The following is a 17,709-nucleotide window of genomic DNA, read 5'->3' on the forward strand; positions in this document are numbered from 1 at the left end:
AATAAATCCCCGTTTCGCATCATCGTCTCCCAATCGAGAGAGCAAGCTGCATGCCCTCTTCGACCGGTGAGACGATGATGCCGGAATTAACCCTGTGACTTTTTCGATCGATCAACCACGGGACGCGGCGCGCGCGCGCAAGGCCAGGCTGCCGTCCGCGGCTATCCCGACGTCGAGCCCGAAACTGACCGCGAGCGCGTCCGCAAACCCTTGCGGATCGTCGCGCCGGAACGCGCCCGAAAGACGCCGAGACGCAAAGTCGCCCCCTTCGAGCCGGATCGCGCGCCCACTCGTCCGATTGAAGGCGGCGACGGCCTCCGCAAGCGGCATTTCGTCGAAGCTGATCATCGCGTCGGGCCAGGACAAGAGCCGCGCGCTTGCCGGTGAAGGCGCTCCCGCTTCGCCATGCTCCACGAGCAATTGTTCGCCCGGCGCGAGGAGCCGCGATGCGCCAGCGGAGGATTGTGCCGCCCGCCGGCCGCGCACCTCTACCGAGCCCTTGATGAGAATGACACGGACATTCCCTTGTTCGAAACCGACATCGAAGACCGTGCCATGCGCGACGACACGCCCCTCGCCGGCGTCGACCAGAAAAGATCGCGCGGCATCATGTGCCACTTCGAAGCGCGCGCGTCCGCGCAGCAGGACGAAGCGCCGCTCGTCCGACGTGCTGACGTCGCGAAGCGCCGCACCGCGGCCCAGCGTTACGCGCGAGCCGTCGGGCAACCGGATCGTCCGGACCGCGTCGTGAGCCACGAACTGTGCGGGAGCAGACCGGTTGACAGCCGCGGGACCGAACCATCCCACCCGCTCGGCGTAGAGGCTTCCCGACAGCAATGTGAACAGGCCGATTCCAGCCGCCAGCAGGGCGCCACGGGGAAACTTTCTGCGCGCCCCCGCGAGATTGCGCGAGCGGCCTGCCGCGCTGTTGGCGAGAAAGCGGCTCTCGTTCCAGGTTTCTTCCAGCCGCGCATAGGCGGCGGCATTTTCTGGCAAAGCGTGCCACTCTTCGAAGGCGCCGCGTTCGGTGTCGGCATCGGCCCCTCGCATGACGGTGAACCATTCCGCTGCGCTGCGCGCCCTCTTTCCTCGCGGATCGTTCGTCATGCTTTCACACGCGATTGGTCGAGATAGGCAATGGCGCGCGTCATATGCATTTCGACTGTCTTGATGCTCAACCCCGTGCGGAAGGCGATTTCGGCATAGCTATAGCCGTCAATTCGATGCGCGAGAAATATTTCGCGGGTTCGCGGCTTGAGGCGGAGAAGCGCGTCCTCGAGGCGGCGCAGACGATCGCGCGCCTCGAGCGCGGCCCACTGATCTCCCGCGTGCAGAACGACCTCATCCTCGCCCAGATGAAGCGATGCAGAGCGCCGTTCGTCCTGCCGCGCATTGTCGCGCAGCATGTTGTCGGCCGCGCGCCGAAGATAGGCGGCGGGCGCGACAATCCCCTGCTGTTCCTGCTCGGTCAGACCGGCGAGCCTGCAGAAGACCTGCTGCACCACGTCGTGGGCGCGCTCGTCGCGCCCACGACGGCGGATGAAGCGAATGAGCCCGTCGTGATGCGCGCGATACAGCCTTTCGAGAAAGGCACCGCGCGTCCGCGGTCTCACGTCGTCGGGCGGCAGCGGGTCCGATTCCTCGAGGCCGGCGATGCGGGGATGATCGGGAACGGATTTCAGGCGCATAAGCACACCATGCGAGCGCGCGCGGCGCCCCGCATATGTCGACCGCACGCGCCGCGCACGATCGGATAGCCCAAAGCCATGGGCAGTTCTCCGGCAGGAGGCCAGCCGGCTACGCCGGTTGTCAGACGCCGGCCCGGAACATGTGCTGCCGCCTTTAACCGCCTGCGCGGCCTGGACATTCGCGGCTGCGGCCCGGACACAAGATGCTCCGGCCCAATTTCCCGTTAACGCGGCGATCTTGCCTCATGCGCCGCACGCGGGCGGCGCATGTCGTCATCATAAGCCCGGCGCGAGGCGAAGCAAATGATTAGGAGCCGAACCGGGCGACGGAAACATGCTTGAGCATGTGCCAAGACCTTTAGCCCGGTCGGGCCTGGACATACGTCTTGGCCGCCCGGCCACCGGCTCTTGCACGCGCATCGCGTCTCCGCCGGCCGTTTCGACAGTGCCGGATCGCTCCGCCGGCGACACATCGATGCGCCAAGCAGCACGGGCCGGAACCGACGCCACGGCGTTCCATCCGGCTGGGCGACCGGGAAACTGCGCACCGGCTATTCGTGCAGTATCGCTCGCTCGCCTGCCGCACGGCCTCGGCATTGCGCAGCGCGCGAGCGTGGATTTCCTCGTCTTGTGTCGCCGCGCGGAGGAAAGGATCGTCGGCCGGAGAAGATACCGATCCTTCCATCGTGTCAGTTCGGCTCCTTCCCTTTCGTCCTTTCTCCGCCGCGCGCGCTGTGAGTGCCCTTCGCAGCCTCAAACCCCAAGCGCTGGAAATTCATGGGGTATAATCGATCAGGCAGGTGCCGCCGCGGAACTGCATGCTGTTCTCGCCATATTCCTGCAGTTCGATCAGGATTCCGCTTGGGTCGCGGCACGTCACGACCCATGTCTGGTCGGCGCCGAGCGTCTTTTCGCTCGGCGCGTGGCCGCCGGCGACGAGGCGCTCGCGCAGACCGTCGATATCGTCGGTCTCGATCGCAAAATGCATGACCCTTCCCTCGGCTTTCACGTCGGAAACCCGAACGACTTCGAGAAAGCTGACGTCGTCGAAGCGCAGGTAATAGCCAATTGGTTCGCCCTGCAGGTTCCGGAAATCGAACTGCCGCGACAGCCCCAGCCGAGCATAGAATTGCTCGGTCGCGTCGAGATCGACGGATTCGATGCAGACATGCGCGAGCCTGGTCACAGCCCGGTTCCGACCCAAATTGCACTCATGGCCTCATCTCTCCCTTCCTTCCCAAGATCCGGCGACCGCCAATCCCTCCCGACATGAGGCCCGCATGTCCTCGCGGTGGATTCCCGTGGTCCCCTTCCCGCGTCCATGCCCGTGCCCCGCCGGTCTATTTCGCCATCGATTCAAACAATGCCGTCGCCCGCGACCCGTCGTCGATGTGCAGAGCGGCTGCGACGCGCCTGCCGACCTCTCCGAGCGGGTTACGAAAGGGTGCCTTGCCAGACGCGATAAGCCGGGCGATGTCGCTCGCCACGAGAGCGGGCGGATCGCCATGCATTGCGCCTGCGAAGCCGGTCGCGACCGCGCTGGGTTCGAAGACGAGCACCCGGATAGCCTCGGGCGCGAGTTCCGCTGCCAGGCTTTGGCTCATTCCCTCGAGCGCGAATTTGCTGGTGGCGTAGGCCCCGTCGTTCGGAGGGCCGACCAATCCGGACAGCGAGGAAATCATCGCCACGGTCGATCCTTGGGCGAGATGGGGCTTGGCCGCGCGCGTTAAACGCCATGCTCCGAGAAGATTGATATCGAGCGTCTTTTTGAACGCGTCGAGGTCAAGGGAAAGGAGCGGTCCGGCGAGGTGCACACCGGCATTGTTGATAAGCAGGTCGATCGCGCCCTCGGCTTGCACGACATGCGCGACAGCGCGTCGCACGCTGTCGTTGTCGGTGACGTCGAGTTCGACGGGAGTTCCGGGCACTTCGGCATCGCGCGAACGAATACCGCAAAATACCCGGTCGCCACGGGCGACATATTCGGCCGCCAGCGCGGCACCGAGCCCGCGCGAGGCGCCGCTGATCAAAACGGTAGACACGAGGGTTCCCCTTCCAACGAAATCGCTGCGAAAAGATCGGACACGATCTTCGGCAAATTTGTCACCGCCCCTGGCACCTAATTGAGAAGCTGAAACACGGCGACGCCGAAGAAATTGGCGATCGCCTTGCCCAGCATGCCTGTCGCAATCGCCGGGGTTACCAGCGATTTCCATCCCTTCGACGTCGCGATCCCGGCGGCGGCGGCGGCCCCAACGATGTTCGCCCCCGAGCCGATGATCGCTTCCGCGAGATCGGAACGGAGCAGGCGCGCGACGATCAGAACGATCAGGACATGAACCAGAATGATGACCAGCCCGAACACGAAATAGAGTGGTGCAGAGGTCAGGAACGCGGTCAAGTTGGTGGTGGCGCCAATCATCGCGAAGAAGAGATACATGATGAACATGCCGAGTTCGAAATCACCTTTGAGCGCGTGCATCGGCCCCGGAAAGAGGTTGGCGATCGCAACTGCGATCAAGGTGACAATGAACAGGCTGTAGTGGCCAAATCCGGTCGCGTTGGCGATCCATGCGCTTGCCCAGCAGATGGCGGCGCTCAGCGCGAGCGCGAAGCTGATATGCACAAGGTCGAGTTCGGGTCGCGCCTCGACGATCGCCGTGTCGGATTCGACCTGCGCGTCGACGATTGGCGACGGCAAGTGCCGCCGAACCCAAGCCACATTGGGCAGGGTTACAAGGATCATCAATCCGACGATGCTGACGGGTGCGCTCGCACTCACGGCCACCGCAAACACCTCGGGCGGCAATTTGGTGATCTCCGCCATCGCAACCATGTCGGTCATTCCACCGATCCATGCCGCAGCGTAAGTGGCCGCGATATGCGGTCCATATGGCCCGATATCGACGAGCGCATAAGCGACGACCGCACCGATACAAACGGCCACCGCGCCGACAAAGAACAGCGGAAGCACCCGCCCGCTTTCGCCCAAAATGCGAGTGAAGGTCGCCTTGAACAGCAGGAGCGGTATCGCGATCGGCATGATCACGCCGACGATGATGCCATAAATCGGGGCGTCATGCGGGATGACGTTAAAGTTCGACAGCAAGGCGCCGCCCAACAATACCCAGACGACGGCAGGAATCTTCGACGCGAGACGGTTGCGCTCGCTCCATAGCCCGAGCAGGACCAGGCCGAGCATGACGGCGAGCAAGGCCGCAGGATTATCAGCTGCAATCAGGGTCATGGAAAAATGTCTCTCTGCAAAGTCAGCCAACAGTCTGCGCGGCGGACTGCCATTGCCAGTCACACCCTGCCACCGCGCGCACCATCGCCTCGGCGTGTTGACCGCGATCGACGCCGAGCTCGGCAAACACATGCTCCGCGTCGCTGCCAATCGGGTTACGGAATGGGGCGTCAGGGCTGGCAATCGCCGCCGCGATCGATTGCGCGGCAAGTTCTGGCGCAAGGCCATCGACGATGCCGGGGAATTCGGTTGCGACGCGGCCAGGTTCGAAAACGATGACGCGAATGCCGGCGGGCGCCAGTTCAGCTGCCAGCGACTGGCTCATCCCCTCCAGCGCGAATTTGCTGGCCGCATAGCCGCCTTCATCCGGCAATCCGACAAGACCCGACAATGAGGAGATCATTGCGACAGTTGCGCCGCGCCCCATGTGCGGCACGGCCGCCTTGGTCAGCCGCCACGCGCCGAGAAGATTGACATCGAGCGTTTCCTTGAACGCATCCTGATCGAGCGAGGTCATGGCGCCCGCGAGATGGATGGCGGCGCTATTGACAAGAATATCGATGCTATCGACCGCAGCGACCATTTGGCTGACCGCGGCCTCGCAGCTTTCGATCGAACGAACATTGAGTTCGATATCGCGCTCACGGTAAGGCTCGGTCGAACCTGCGAATACCGTATGGCCACCCTCGCGGAACGCGCTGACCAATGCCATACCCAATCCACGCGACGCACCGCTGACCAGCACACTTGCCATCCAGATCCTCTCCGAAACATACGGTCTATTGGCGCCGCATCCCCCCTTCTTAGGCGAAGCCGGGAAAAGTTCGGATGACAATTGCTAATCCCCACCGTGAGCGAGCCTAATTTTTCAGGCGCAGCGCACCGCCCTACGTTCGCGCGAACCTGCACCGAACAACATGGGCAAAAGGCGATATGGCGGAAACCGAATATGACATTGTGATCGCTGGTGGCGGCGTGAACGGGCTTGCCTGCGCCGCGACCCTAGCGCGCAAAGGGCTGCACGTCTGCGTGGTGGAGCGCAATCCCTGGGTCGGCGGCGGCGCGGTGACGCGCGAAGTGACCCTGCCCGGTTTCAAGCACGATCTTTACGGATCGTCACACGTGTGGATCCAGTGCAACCCCGATTTCAAGGAAATCCGGCCCGAGCTGGAAGCGCTGGGGCTCAAATATATCGAGCCCGCCGACCATATTACGGGCCACCCCGACAGGAATGGCGGCCCGGGGATCGTCATTCACAAGTCGATCGACAAGACTTGCGCGTCGATAGCGGCCTATTCGGCAAAAGACGCTGAACGGTATCGCGGCGTTTACGCCGATTTCGAGCAGGTCCGCGAAGGGTTTATCAAGGCCTTCTTCTCGCCTCCCGCGGCGCCGTCGGCGCTCGCCAGCGCGCTCGAGACGAGCGACGCGGGCCTTCGCCGCCTCCGCGAATTCTCGATGTCGGCGCGGGCATGGGTCGAAGCCAATTTCGAGAATGATTTCGTGAAAGCAGTGATGCTCAACTGGGCGCTCGCGCCGCAAATCCTTCCCGACCAGGAGGGCGCCGGGCAGTCCTTTTACATCATGATCCCGGCCATCCACTACTACGGCCAGGCCATACCCCAAGGCGGCAGCATGGAGCTTCCGAACGCCATGGTCCGCTACATCGAATCGAAGGGCGGCACCGTCCACCGCGAAGCGCCGATCGCGAAGATCTTGATCGAAGACGGCCGCGCCGCCGGGGTGAAGCTCGAGAATGGAAGCATCATCCGGGCACGACGCGCGGTGGTCTCGGCGCTCGAACCGAAACAGACCTTCCTCAAATTCGTCGGCGAAGAGCATCTGGAACCCGGCTTTACCGACATGGTCCGCGGTTTTTCCTTCGGCAAGATCAGCATTTGCCGGCTGCAACTCGCGCTCTCCGAGGCGCCCGAATTTACGAACGGCGCCGATATGAGTGCCTGCCCTTTCCACCGGATCGTCGATTCGATGGAGCAGATGATCAATTTCTACGCCGAACTTGCCACCGGCAAGCCACCGAGCGATCCGTTCCTCTGGTCGGCCTGTTGGACGAAGCTCGACCCGACGCGCGCGCCCGAAGGCAAGCACACGTTGATCCTCGACACCTATGTCTCGAACTGGCTCGCCGACGGGCGAACCTGGGACGAAATTGGCGAGGATTATGCCCGTAACGTCCTGATCCCGAAGCTCCAGCAATATGCGCCGAATATCAACGAGCAGACGATCCTCGGCCTGCACGTGCAGCATCGCCACACGCTCGAGGAAGGAAATCCGAGCTTCGTCGATGGCACCACCAACGGCGGCGAGCGGATCGCGGCGCAGCTCGGCTCGTTCCGCCCCTTCCCCGGCTACGCGCATTATCGCTCGCCGGTTCGCGATCTCTACATGGCAGGCCCGCATTGCCACCCAGGCGGCGGCATTTCGGCCGCCGGCACGATCACCGCACGCGTGATGCTCGACGACATGGGCATCGAGCCGGCCGATTTCTGGTAATTTCTCAAGAAAGGAACAAGCGATGACCGCTTCCAAAAAGATCGACAAATATACGGCGCTCGTCATGCAGCCCCATGTCTGCGTCGCCGAGGACCGCGACGGCATCACCAAGAATCTCGACCGCGCGCTCAACATGATCGACTTCGGGGTCGGCTATTTCTGGGAGCTGCCCGCAAAGCTTGCGGTCTTCCCCGAATATTTCATGCAGGGCGTGACGACGCCGGGCAAGGGCGAGCATGGTATCGACAGCTTTATGAAGAAAGCGATCACCCTCGACGGTCCTGAAATGCAGCGCCTCGGCGAGAAGGCGCGCGAATATGGCATGTATATCGCGGGCGGCGGCGTGATCGAGCAGGTCCCCGAATTCCCCGACCGCTGGTTCAACACCGCCTTCATCATCGGCCCGTCTGGCGAGGTCGTGCTGAAATACCATAAGTGGCACATCCCGGCCTCGATCGGCCTCGGCACCAGCCCGCACGACATCTTCGACGAGTATTGCCAAGCGTTCGGCGGCGACATCAAGCAACTCTTCCCGGTGATCGACACCGAGATCGGCAAGCTCGGCACGATGACCTGTCACGACGGCTGCACCCCCGAGGTGTCGCGCGCGCTCGGCTACAATGGTGCCGAAGTCATCTGTCACCCGGTCGCGCTGCAAGAGGTCGAGGGCGTGTCGGAACCGTGGGATTTCTGGGTCTTTACCCGCCGCACCCGTGCGCATGACAATATGGCGTATGTCCTGGGATCGAACTGGGGCAGCGTCGATTATGCCTATTACCCCAAGGCCTTCTGCCCAGGCGGCAGCTTCGGTATCGACTATACCGGCATGATGATGCGTCATGCGCCCTATCCGCAGGAGCAGGTGCTGGGGGTTACGATCGATATCGAGGGGCTGCGCGAGCATCGGTCGCGCTGCAACCACAACACCTGGGTCGATGTGCGGACCGAAGGGTTCCGCCAGATTTACGAGAAGCCGATCTATCCGGCGAACCAGTTCCCGAGCGGCCGACCGCCGCGCACCCTCGCCGACAAGATGGGCCCGGTAAAGGAAGTGTTCCGCGATCTATACGGCCGCGGCCAGTTCACGCCGCCCGCCGGCATGACCACCGACGACATGGCGAACCAGCATGAGCGCCGCGTCAAGGCGGCGCAGGCGATCGGTACCTTGAAGCGCGACGACTGAGGGGGCCGAGATGCGCGTCGTCAGTTCACTCGCAGACATCGATTTCGCGATCGGCCGCATTGCGCGCGCCGGGCGTGACCTGGTCATCGAAAGCAGCGCGGACAGCACCATCGCGACCAAGGTCACGGTCACGCCGGCGGACGCGTTGCGGTCGGTCGCAGCGCTGCTGACGAGCCCCTCCGTCTGGCTGTTTCTTGTTACGTTGCCCTTCGCAGCATTCCGGCGTCAGGCGCCAGGCACAAGCGACGCGTGGCAGGAGCGGCGGCGCCGCACCGGCCTCAACAAGCCATGGTGAGGTTCACGGCGCGGCGCAGCGCATGACGGTCCTGTGCTTCGGCGAAATGCTCATCCGTCTCGCCCCCGACACCGACACGGGGCTGCGCGAGGCCGAGACACTGCGCCCTCACGTCGCCGGCGCCGAAGCCAATGTCGCGATTTCCCTGGCCTCGCTCGGGACGCCGGCGCGGATGGCAACCGTGCTTCCCGACAATGCGCTGGGCGCCCGCGCGCTGCACACGCTTGCGGCGCACGGCGTCGGAACCCAAACCTGCGTGCGCCGTCCGGGCCGCATGGGTCTCTATTTCATCGAGGCGCCGCGCTCGGGCCGCGAGGGCGGCTTTTTTTATGACCGGGCCGATACGGCTTTCACCCGCGCGGCGACCGAGATCGATTGGTCTGAGGCGCTACGAGGCGTAACGTGGCTGCATATTTCGGGGCTCACAGCCGCGCTCGGCGACGTTCCCGTCGCAGCGATGCGCGGTGCCGTCGCCGTCGCCCGCGAGCGGGGCGTGGCGATTTCGTTCGACTGCAATTTCCGGCCGCAGCTGTGGGCGGGTCGGAGCGACGACGCGCGGGCGCTTATCCGCGAATTTGCGGAAGCCGCCACTCTGCTGTTTGCAAGCGATTGGGATGCGCGGCTGATCCTCGCGGACGATAGCGCCGCTCAAGCATCGCTGCTCGATATATTCCCCGACGCGCGCTGGATCGCCATGACCCGCCGGACCGAGGTGCAAGGAGACCCTTGCCTTGGCGCGGTTCTCGCCGGCCGCCGCGCCATCTGCGAAATCACGCCCACCCTCATCAGTCCCTTCGTTGAACGTATCGGCGCGGGCGACGCCTTTGCCGCGGCGCTGCTCCACGCGCTGGCTAGCGACTGGGACGATCCGGACGCGCTGGCGTTTGCGCATCGCGCCTGTCTGCGCAAACACGCATTGCCCGGTGATTTCAGCACCCTTTCGGCGACCGACATCCTGTCGGCCGAAAGGACCGTCTCCGCGCCTTAGACCGGCTGGGTCCGCCAGCCGGCCATCACAGCCGCCCCGCCCAGCGCGACCGCCGCGATGATCAGCAGCATCGCGACCGCACCGCCGGCGCCGACGATCGGTCCCAGCAGCGCCGCGCCCAGCGACATCGTCAGGTTCCCGCACACCATCGTGACGGAAAATTGCGTCGCCGCGATCGCTGGTGCACACTGGCTCATCGTCGCGGCGAAAAAGGTGGTGAAGGTGAAGACCAGCAACATCTCGTACAGTATCAGGTAAGCGACGGCGCCTCGCTCGCCAAAGACAAGCGCCAACGACAGGTTGGCGACGGCGATGGCTGACAAGGCCGCCACGAGCATGTTGCGATGTCCGAGCCGGTCGATCGCATAACTGCCGACAAGCATCCCGGCGAGGCCCGCGGTCAGTTTCAGCGACGAGCGGAACTGCGCATAATCGCTTTGCTCCCAGCCAAAATCCTTGATCATCAGGAGCGGCGCAAGCGCGCCGGTCATTCCGACCATCAGGCCGATTGCCAGTGACAGGACCACCAATCTTTGGGCTTGTCGCCCACCAAGCGCACGTCGTAGTTCGCCAAATATCGATCGCCAGTCGTCAAGCCGGTGCGCGAAGGCGTCCGCGGATTGCGCGCCGCGCGTCCAGGGAAGCAGACGCTCCCCCGGCCGCTCACGGACCAGGATCAGAAAGCAGAGCACGGTCAGGAGCAGCCCGGCGGCGCCCAGGACCAGGGCGGCAAACCCGAACCCCGCCAGGACAGCAGCGCCAAGGCTCGCGGCCCCCGCGGTGCCCAATGTCTTGCTCCCCCACATGATGCTGTTCGCGCGTCCCTGTTCGAGCGGGGGAACGAGGTCCATCGCCGTCGCGTCGGTGGCGACATCCTGGAAAACGGTGGCGAGCGTGATCGCAAAAGCGCCCGCGGTGAACCAGCCGGCATGGCGGACGGGATCGTCGAGCAGTGCGAGCACCGCAAAACTCGACGCGATTCCGATCTGCCCCGCCATAAGCCAGGGCTTGCGCCGCCCCATCGGCAGGAAGGCGTGCCGATCGATCAGGGGGCCGACGACCAGCTTTGCCGCATTGGGCACCATGGCGGTCGCGAGGAATGTGCCGATCACGCCGGCCGTCGCGCCGCTGGCGGCGAGATAGGCGGGAAAGAGGATTAGCACCATGGCATCGGGAATGCCCTGCGCGGCATATAAAATCCCGAATGTTGCCAAACGGAGACGGCGGCTATCGCGCAGCGAGCGCCCCGTCATGTCGCCGCTGCCCGACCCCGCGGGCGGAAGGCTACCAATGCCAGAGCGTCCCGTCCTCAAGGCGGTTTACCGGAAGAAAGGCGCGCTGGTAAGGATATTTGGCCGCGAGCTTTTCGTCGATATCGACGCCATGCCCGGGAACGTCGCCAGGGTAGAGCATGCCCTTCTCGAACCGGTAGGAATGGGGAAACACTTCGTCGGTTTCCGCGGTGTGCCGCATATATTCCTGGATACCGAAATTGGGGACCCAGATGTCGAAGTGCAGCGCGGCGCCCATGCAGACCGGCGAAAGATCGGTCGCGCCGTGGCATCCGGTGCGCACCTGGTAGAGCGACGCGAGGTCGGCGATCCGCCGCAGGTGCGTGATGCCGCCAGCATGGACCACGGTGGCGCGAATATAGTCGATGAGCTGGTTCTGGATCAGATCCTTACAGTCCCAGATCGTGTTGAAGATCTCGCCGACCGCGAGCGGGGTCACCGTGTGCTGGCGGATCAGCCGAAAGGCCTCCTGGTTTTCGGCTGGCGTCGCATCTTCCATCCAGAACAATCGATAGGGCTCGAGCGACTTGCCGAGCCGCGCCGCCTCGATCGGGGTGAGCCGGTGATGCACGTCGTGCAGCAAGTGATGATCGAACCCGAAACGGTCGCGCAGCGCCTCGAACAGCTTGGGCGTGTGATCGAGATATTTCTCGGTCGACCAGATATTTTCGGTCGGCAGCGCGCCATCGGCGGGCTCGTAATACATTTTGTCCTTGGCGACGCCATAGGTCGAAGCCAGCCCCGGTATGCCCGACTGCGCCCGGATCGCTTTATACCCCATGTCGATATATTTCGCGACTTCGTCGCTCGTTTCCTCGATATCGCGGCCGTTGGCATGGCCATAGACCATGACGGCCTCGCGGCTCTTGCCGCCGAGCAGCTGGTAGAGCGGCAGTCCCGCCGCTTTCGCCTTGATGTCCCAAAGCGCCGTGTCGACCGCCGCGATCGCGCACATGGTGATCGGTCCGCGCCGCCAATAGGCGCCGCGGTAGAGATAGTTCCAGATGTCCTCGATCTGATGCGCATCGCGCCCGATCAGGCACGGAATGACATGATCCTCGAGATAGGAAGCAACCGCAAGTTCGCGTCCGTTCACCGTCGCATCGCCGATGCCGTAAATGCCTTCGTCGGTCTCGATCTTGAGTGTGACAAAATTGCGACCGGGGCAGGTAATAATGACGCTGGCGCGAGTGATTTTCATGGATGGTCCAACCGCTTTGTGTATGAGGATTTCCAACGCCTATGGGCGGGGTGCAGCTGTGACAAACTGCAGTTTTTTATCGAGGCGATTAGCTGGCCTCATGATCGGATGGACCGTGTCGAGAAAGCTTCCTCCCTTGCTCGCGCTGCGGGTTTTCGAATGCGCTGCACGCCACCTGAGCTTCACGCGCGCGGCTGAAGAGCTTTGCGTGACCCAGGCGGCGGTCAGCCACCAGATCCGCGCGCTCGAGGAATGGTTCGGCCAGCCGCTTTTCCGCCGGTTGAACCGGGCGCTCAAATTGACCGAGGCCGGCGAACGGCTCGTCGGCCCGCTCACCGGCGCGTTCGACATGATGGCGGAAATCACGGCCAACGTCGCGGCGGGCGACGACCGCCAAGTGCTCAATGTCGCGGTTCTCGACAGCTTTGCCAGCGCCTGGATCCTGCCGCGCCTTTCCAATTTTCACCGCCGCTTTCCCGATATCGACCTGCGGTTCATTGCGCGACCGATGGAACAGGATGCGCTCGCGGCGGGCGATGCCGATGTCGAGATCCGCTATGGCCAGGGCCATTGGCCGGGCATGCATGTCTATGAGTTTCTCAAGGAAGATATTTTCCCGGTGTGCAGCCCCTCGCTGCTCGAAGGCTGCGAGGCGCCGCTGGAGCTCGCCGATCTCGCGCGATTCGACCTGCTCCACGACGTAATGTCGATCGACTGGCAGCATTTTCTGGCGCATTTCGACGTGACATCATTGAACGTCCGGCGCGGCTTCGGCTTCAGCCACTCGCACCTTGTGATCCAGGCCTGCATCGCAGGCAACGGTTTTGCGCTCGGGCGCGAGGCGCTTGTCGCGGCGCCGCTCGAAAGGGGCGAACTGGTGCGCCCGCTCAAGGAAACGATGCCGTCGGACCAATCCTATTATATCGTGTGCCGCCACGAAGATGCCGACACTGCTTCGGTGAAGGCCTTTTCCTACTGGCTGATGGACGAAGTCGAAACGCTCGGCCTGCAGACGGTTACAGCCGAAGCATGACCGAGCGCGGCTCGGTAAAGGCCTTGAGCCCTTCGAGCCCGTGCTCGCGCCCGAGGCCGGATTGCTTGACGCCGCCGATCGGCATCGCGAGCTCTGGGATGCCATGGTCGTTGATCCAGATGATCCCCGCTTCGACATCTTCAGACATCCGCAAGGCGCGGCCGACATCGCGCGTCCACAGGCTCGCGGCGAGCCCGTAGCGGCTGTCGTTCGCCAGGGCCAGCGCCTCGCTCTCGCTGTCGAACGGCGTCACGACGACGACTGGACCAAAGACTTCCTCCTGGACGATCGCGCTGTCGCGGGCAGCTCCAACAAGAAGCGTTGGCATGTAATAATGGCCGCGCTCGCCGACGCGTTGTCCGCCAGTCACAAGATTGGCACCGTCGGTCTGCGCCTGCTCGACCATCGCATGCACCCGTTCGCGATGCGCAGCACTGATGAGCGGCCCCATCGTACTCGCGGGGTCGAGACCCGGGCCGAGCCGGTATGCCCGCGCGATGTCGGCGAGGCCTTCGACGACCGTTTCGAAAGCAGAGCGTTCGACATAGATGCGCGAGCCGGCGACGCAGACCTGCCCCGCATTGGAGAAGATCGCATCGGCCGCAGCCGGAATCGCGAGCTCGAGTTCGGCATCGGCAAAGATGATGAAGGGCGACTTTCCGCCCAGCTCGAGCGAAACGCGGGCGATGTTCTGTGCGCTGTCGATGAGCAGCTGACGTCCGACCCCGGTCGAGCCCGTGAAGGAAATCTTGCCGACGCCGGGATGCCGCACGAGTGCCGATCCCACATCGCGGCCCGCGCCCGGCAGGATGCTGACAACCCCCTCGGGTACGCCGGCTTCCTGAAGCAGCGAGCCGAGATAGAGCGAGGAGAGCGGCGTCAGCTCGGCGGGCTTGAGGATGCATGAACATCCCGCGGCTAGGGCCGGCGCAAGCTTCCAGGCCGCGGAAACGAGCGCTCCGTTCCACGGCGTAACGAGCGCGGCGACACCGATCGGGTCCTCGCGCACGAAGCCGTGATAGCGCCGACCGGGAACCGACGGTTCGAAGAGCCGCCCGCCAAGCTTGGTGACCCACCCCGCATAGTAGCGAAAGGTTTCGGCGGCGTGCGGGACTTCGCCATGAACGGCGCCGCCATACAGCTTGCCGCCGTTGATCGTTTCGAGTTCGGCGAGGATTTCGGCATCGCGCATCATCAACTCGGCGACCTTGAGCAGGATCGCCTGCCGTTCGGACGGCGTCTTTCCCCGCCAGCGCCGATCGTCGAACGCACGCCGCGCGGCGGTTACCGCCTCATCGACATCCGCCGCTGTCGCGAGATACACTTCGCCGATCTGGCCTTCGCTCGCCGGATCGAAACAGGGCAGCACCGAGCTCGCTCGCCCTGCCCGCCAATGCCCGCCCGACAGGAACAATTGCGTGGTCGCCAGATATTCGGACGTCGACGCGGACACCATGCGCATGGCCGATCAACCCTGCATGAAGGCGAGCAGCGCCGCCACAACGCGGTCGTTGTGATGCGGACGCCCGACCGTCACACGGAGGCAGCCGGCGGGACCACCGGCGTTGACCGGTCGCGGGATGATCCCGTTCGCTTCGAGAAAGGCGGCGGCACCCGTGGCATCGCGATCTTTTCCGGCAAAGCGCAGCAAGTAGAAGTTGGCCGCCGAGCGAATGAATTCGATGCCGCTGCCAGCAAGCGCCGCGGCAATCCGCGATAGTTCGACACCATTTTCTTGCCGGACAAACGCCGCATGACCGGTGTCGCGCACCGCCGCTTCGGCGGCCGCCAATGCTGCCGCATTGGCATTGAACGGCGTGCGGATGCGCTGGACCGCATCGAGAATTCCCGGGGGCGCATACATCCAGCCGATCCGCAGTCCGGCGAGGCCGTAAAGCTTCGAAAAGGTCCGGGTCATCACGACATTGCTGCGCGTTTCGACGAAAAGCTCGCCGGCGTCGAAATCATCGGCATCGACATAGTCGGCATAGGCCCCGTCGAGCAAAAGGATGACGTCGCTGGGCAGTGCATCGACAAGCCGGGTCAGCTCACGCTTCGGCAGATATTGACCGACGGGATTGTTTGGGCTGGCGACGATCACGAGTTTCGTGCGCGGGGTGACCGCAGCGAGGATATGATCGACGTCGGGGCAAAGGGCGGGTTCCTCGGCCACCACCGTCCGGGCGCCCTGCGCCGTTGCATGGATGAAGGCCATGGCGAAGCTGTACTGGCTGAGCACCACCTCGTCGTCTGGAGCGACGAAGGCGCGGATGACGAGCTGGATCAGCTCCTCCGATCCGTTCCCGCAGACGATCTCTTCTGCGTCGAGCGAATAGACTTCTGCCAGGGCATTGCGAAGCGCGCGCTGCGACCCGTCGGGATAGAGCGCCAGCCGGTCCGCCATACCCTTGTAAGCCGCGATCGCTGCCTTGCTGGGGCCGACCATCGACTCGTTCGACGACAATTTCAGCGGCTCGGCGACGCCGGCGATCTCGATTTTGCCTTGGCGGTAGGGCGCGAGGCTCGCGACGCCAGCCGTGGGAACGGGCTTAGCCCGATCGGAAACTTGCACGGTCATTGCTCCCTCACCTTCCCTGCTCGAACACGGGCGGCCGGATGATGAACGGCCAGGGCGACGCCATGTCGGGCGTCGGCACTTCGATCAGCGCCGGCGCGCGCCGCTCGAGCGCAGCCTTGACCGCGCGTTCGAGATCGGCGGGGCTATGGACCCGCTCGCCGCGAATTCCGAAGCTCTCGGCAAATTTGACGAAGTCGGGATTTGTGAGGTCGGAGGCGATCAAGCGCCCGCCGAACCACTCTTTCTGCTGGCGCTGGACGTTCTGGAACTTGTTGTTGTTGAACAGAACCGTCACGAGCGGCAGATTATATTGGGCCGCGGTCGCCATTTCATTGGCGGTGAACATGAAACCGCCATCGCCGGCGATGTTGACGACGGCCTTGTCGGGATGCGCGGCCTGGACCCCGAGCGCGGTTGCATAGCCATAACCCAGCGTCCCTTGATATCCGCAGTTAATCAACGTGCGCGGAGCATAGACCGGAAGCGTGTACCAGGACGCGTAGCCGCACTGCGTGATTTCATCGACAAACAGGCCATCGTCGGGCAGCGCGCGCCGGATCGCATCGAGATAGTCGAACTGGGGCTGCACGGTCGCCTGGATCTCGCCGCGGACACGCGCCTTCACCCCCATCAGCTCCTCCTCGCGCGACGCCGCGGGCGTCGCGATGCGCTCAAGCGCTGCGATCAGCGCCGGAACGGCTTCGGCGGCGTCGGCATGAATGCGCACGTCGGGCGACTTGACGCGGTCGAACTCGGCATCGTCAATATCGATGCGAATGACCTTCATGTCGGGACCGATGCCCCAATAGAGATATTGCTGCTCCATCCGCGACCCGAGCCCGACGATCACATCGGCGGCCTTCCAAAGATCGTTACCGGCAGGGAACATCTGCGACAAATGGCTGCGATCGCTCACGATGCCGCGGCCGCTGCGGAACGCGACAACCGGGGCCTGAAGGAACCGGGCAAGCCGTTCGACGTCGGCACCTGCTGCGATTGCGCCGCCTCCCGCGATGATCAGTGGGCGCTTGGCACCGGCCAACATTTTCGCCGCAGCGTTGATTGAGTCGTCGTCGAGCAGCGGGGCTGCCGGGACGATCGCGGCTGGAAGCGCAGCGACGTCGCGGCTCTGCGCCATGATGTCCATCGGCATTTCGAGGCTGACGGGGCGCTGGCGCCCGCCGAGCATCTGGCGGAACGCTTCGTTGACCAGTTCGGGCGCCGCCTCGGGGGTCATCGCCCGGTCCGCCCATTTGGTGAGCGTGCGCATCGTGGCGAGCTGGTCGGGAAGCTCGTGCAAATAGCCGATCCCTTTGCCGATCCCCTCCGAAGGAATCTGGCCGGTGAGGCAGAGGACGGGCGCGTTCGTCGCATAAGCCGAACACAGCGCCGCGGTGCTGTTGAGGACGCCCGGCCCCGGCACGACGGTATAGACACCGGGTTTCCCGGTCGAACGCGCATAGCCGAAGGCCATGTAGGCCGCGCCCTGCTCATGGCGCGTACAGAAGACGCGGAGCTTGTCGCCCGCGTTAAACATGGCATCGAAGAAATAGTCGAGTTGGCCGCCAGGCAGTCCGAAAATCGTGTCCACGCCATTGGCGCGGATCTGTGTCAAAAGTGCCTCGGCCCCGGTCATTGCTGTCATTTTGTTTTTCGATCCCGTCAGTTTTCGGTTGCGTGCGCCCTGCCC

Annotated in this window: 16 protein-coding genes; 5 read left to right on the forward strand and 11 right to left on the reverse strand. The window is 63.9% G+C overall.

Features of this window, described 5'->3' with window-relative positions:
• Window positions 1-111: 111 nt before the first annotated feature.
• The 6 genes from MU856_RS10750 to MU856_RS10775 form a co-directional block, all read right to left on the reverse strand.
• Entirely contained in the window at window positions 112-1,107 is a 996-nt protein-coding gene (locus MU856_RS10750; protein WP_412072789.1) for a FecR family protein, read from the reverse strand.
• Window positions 1,104-1,688, reverse strand: a complete 585-nt coding sequence (locus MU856_RS10755; RefSeq protein ID WP_263587542.1) for an RNA polymerase sigma factor — start codon at window positions 1,686-1,688, stop codon at window positions 1,104-1,106. The genes MU856_RS10750 and MU856_RS10755 overlap by 4 nt, the downstream gene beginning before the upstream one ends.
• Before the next feature lie 775 nt (window positions 1,689-2,463).
• Window positions 2,464-2,874 carry a VOC family protein gene (locus MU856_RS10760; RefSeq protein WP_263587543.1) on the reverse strand — a complete coding sequence of 137 codons (411 nt, stop codon included), beginning with the start codon at window positions 2,872-2,874 and terminating at the stop codon, window positions 2,464-2,466.
• A 154-nt stretch (window positions 2,875-3,028) separates the two neighbouring features.
• On the reverse strand, window positions 3,029-3,718 hold the full coding sequence (locus MU856_RS10765; RefSeq protein ID WP_263587544.1) for an SDR family NAD(P)-dependent oxidoreductase: 690 nt from the start codon (window positions 3,716-3,718) through the stop codon (window positions 3,029-3,031).
• Between the two features lie 89 nt (window positions 3,719-3,807).
• Window positions 3,808-4,935 (reverse strand): DUF819 domain-containing protein, encoded by a 1,128-nt coding sequence (locus tag MU856_RS10770; protein WP_263587545.1) that lies wholly within the window; start codon window positions 4,933-4,935, stop codon window positions 3,808-3,810.
• A gap of 22 nt (window positions 4,936-4,957) precedes the next feature.
• Window positions 4,958-5,770 carry an SDR family NAD(P)-dependent oxidoreductase gene (locus tag MU856_RS10775; RefSeq protein WP_263587546.1) on the reverse strand — a complete coding sequence of 271 codons (813 nt, stop codon included), beginning with the start codon at window positions 5,768-5,770 and terminating at the stop codon, window positions 4,958-4,960.
• A 98-nt stretch (window positions 5,771-5,868) separates the two neighbouring features.
• On the opposite strand from MU856_RS10775, the gene MU856_RS10780 reads away from it, so the two are divergent.
• The 4 genes from MU856_RS10780 to MU856_RS10795 are packed head-to-tail and all read left to right on the forward strand — an operon-like array spanning window position 5,869 to window position 9,915.
• Entirely contained in the window at window positions 5,869-7,449 is a 1,581-nt protein-coding gene (locus tag MU856_RS10780) for a phytoene desaturase family protein (RefSeq protein WP_263587547.1), read from the forward strand.
• A gap of 22 nt (window positions 7,450-7,471) precedes the next feature.
• Complete coding sequence (locus MU856_RS10785; protein ID WP_263587548.1) at window positions 7,472-8,632, forward strand: nitrilase-related carbon-nitrogen hydrolase; 1,161 nt, start codon at window positions 7,472-7,474, stop codon at window positions 8,630-8,632.
• Between the two features lie 10 nt (window positions 8,633-8,642).
• On the forward strand, window positions 8,643-8,927 hold the full coding sequence (locus MU856_RS10790) for a hypothetical protein (protein ID WP_263587549.1): 285 nt from the start codon (window positions 8,643-8,645) through the stop codon (window positions 8,925-8,927).
• Window positions 8,928-8,949: 22 nt separating this feature from the next.
• The gene (locus tag MU856_RS10795) at window positions 8,950-9,915 is read left to right on the forward strand and encodes a sugar kinase (protein ID WP_263587550.1); all 966 of its coding nucleotides are present in this window, start codon (window positions 8,950-8,952) and stop codon (window positions 9,913-9,915) included.
• Here MU856_RS10795 and MU856_RS10800 read toward each other — a convergent pair.
• Window positions 9,912-11,168, reverse strand: a complete 1,257-nt coding sequence (locus tag MU856_RS10800; RefSeq protein WP_263587551.1) for an MFS transporter — start codon at window positions 11,166-11,168, stop codon at window positions 9,912-9,914. The two genes, MU856_RS10795 and MU856_RS10800, sit on opposite strands and share 4 nt — an antisense overlap.
• Before the next feature lie 31 nt (window positions 11,169-11,199).
• Entirely contained in the window at window positions 11,200-12,408 is a 1,209-nt protein-coding gene (gene manD / locus MU856_RS10805) for a D-mannonate dehydratase ManD (RefSeq protein WP_263587552.1), read from the reverse strand.
• Between the two features lie 100 nt (window positions 12,409-12,508).
• Between manD and gcvA the strand changes: the two genes are divergently transcribed.
• Window positions 12,509-13,441, forward strand: a complete 933-nt coding sequence (gcvA, locus tag MU856_RS10810) for a transcriptional regulator GcvA (protein ID WP_263587553.1) — start codon at window positions 12,509-12,511, stop codon at window positions 13,439-13,441.
• Here gcvA and MU856_RS10815 read toward each other — a convergent pair.
• Genes MU856_RS10815 through MU856_RS10825 form a run of 3 tightly spaced genes read right to left on the reverse strand, consistent with a single transcriptional unit; the run spans window position 13,425 to window position 17,664 of the window.
• The gene (locus MU856_RS10815; RefSeq protein WP_263587554.1) at window positions 13,425-14,903 is read right to left on the reverse strand and encodes an aldehyde dehydrogenase family protein; all 1,479 of its coding nucleotides are present in this window, start codon (window positions 14,901-14,903) and stop codon (window positions 13,425-13,427) included. The genes gcvA and MU856_RS10815 overlap by 17 nt on opposite strands.
• A 6-nt stretch (window positions 14,904-14,909) precedes the next feature.
• Window positions 14,910-16,019, reverse strand: a complete 1,110-nt coding sequence (locus MU856_RS10820) for a pyridoxal phosphate-dependent aminotransferase (protein ID WP_263587555.1) — start codon at window positions 16,017-16,019, stop codon at window positions 14,910-14,912.
• 7 nt (window positions 16,020-16,026) lie between these two features.
• On the reverse strand, window positions 16,027-17,664 hold the full coding sequence (locus MU856_RS10825) for a thiamine pyrophosphate-dependent enzyme (protein WP_263587556.1): 1,638 nt from the start codon (window positions 17,662-17,664) through the stop codon (window positions 16,027-16,029).
• Between the last annotated feature and the right edge of the window lie 45 nt (window positions 17,665-17,709).

Origin of the sequence: Sphingopyxis sp. GC21 (assembly GCF_025727575.1) — a bacterium.
In the GTDB taxonomy this organism is placed as follows: domain Bacteria; phylum Pseudomonadota; class Alphaproteobacteria; order Sphingomonadales; family Sphingomonadaceae; genus Sphingopyxis; species Sphingopyxis terrae_A.

Bases quoted from the DNA above. Each gene is read 5' to 3' on its own strand.
- MU856_RS10750 (WP_412072789.1), bottom strand. From the start codon at position 1,107: ATGACGAACGATCCGCGAGGAAAGAGGGCGCGCAGCGCAGCGGAATGG.
- MU856_RS10755 (WP_263587542.1), bottom strand. From the start codon at position 1,688: ATGCGCCTGAAATCCGTTCCCGATCATCCCCGCATCGCCGGCCTCGAG.
- MU856_RS10770 (WP_263587545.1), bottom strand. From the start codon at position 4,935: ATGACCCTGATTGCAGCTGATAATCCTGCGGCCTTGCTCGCCGTCATG.
- MU856_RS10780 (WP_263587547.1), top strand. From the start codon at position 5,869: ATGGCGGAAACCGAATATGACATTGTGATCGCTGGTGGCGGCGTGAAC.
- MU856_RS10785 (WP_263587548.1), top strand. From the start codon at position 7,472: ATGACCGCTTCCAAAAAGATCGACAAATATACGGCGCTCGTCATGCAG.
- MU856_RS10790 (WP_263587549.1), top strand. From the start codon at position 8,643: ATGCGCGTCGTCAGTTCACTCGCAGACATCGATTTCGCGATCGGCCGC.
- MU856_RS10795 (WP_263587550.1), top strand. From the start codon at position 8,950: ATGACGGTCCTGTGCTTCGGCGAAATGCTCATCCGTCTCGCCCCCGAC.
- MU856_RS10800 (WP_263587551.1), bottom strand. From the start codon at position 11,168: ATGACGGGGCGCTCGCTGCGCGATAGCCGCCGTCTCCGTTTGGCAACA.
- manD (WP_263587552.1), bottom strand. From the start codon at position 12,408: ATGAAAATCACTCGCGCCAGCGTCATTATTACCTGCCCCGGTCGCAAT.
- gcvA (WP_263587553.1), top strand. From the start codon at position 12,509: ATGATCGGATGGACCGTGTCGAGAAAGCTTCCTCCCTTGCTCGCGCTG.
- MU856_RS10815 (WP_263587554.1), bottom strand. From the start codon at position 14,903: ATGCGCATGGTGTCCGCGTCGACGTCCGAATATCTGGCGACCACGCAA.
- MU856_RS10820 (WP_263587555.1), bottom strand. From the start codon at position 16,019: ATGACCGTGCAAGTTTCCGATCGGGCTAAGCCCGTTCCCACGGCTGGC.
- MU856_RS10825 (WP_263587556.1), bottom strand. From the start codon at position 17,664: ATGACAGCAATGACCGGGGCCGAGGCACTTTTGACACAGATCCGCGCC.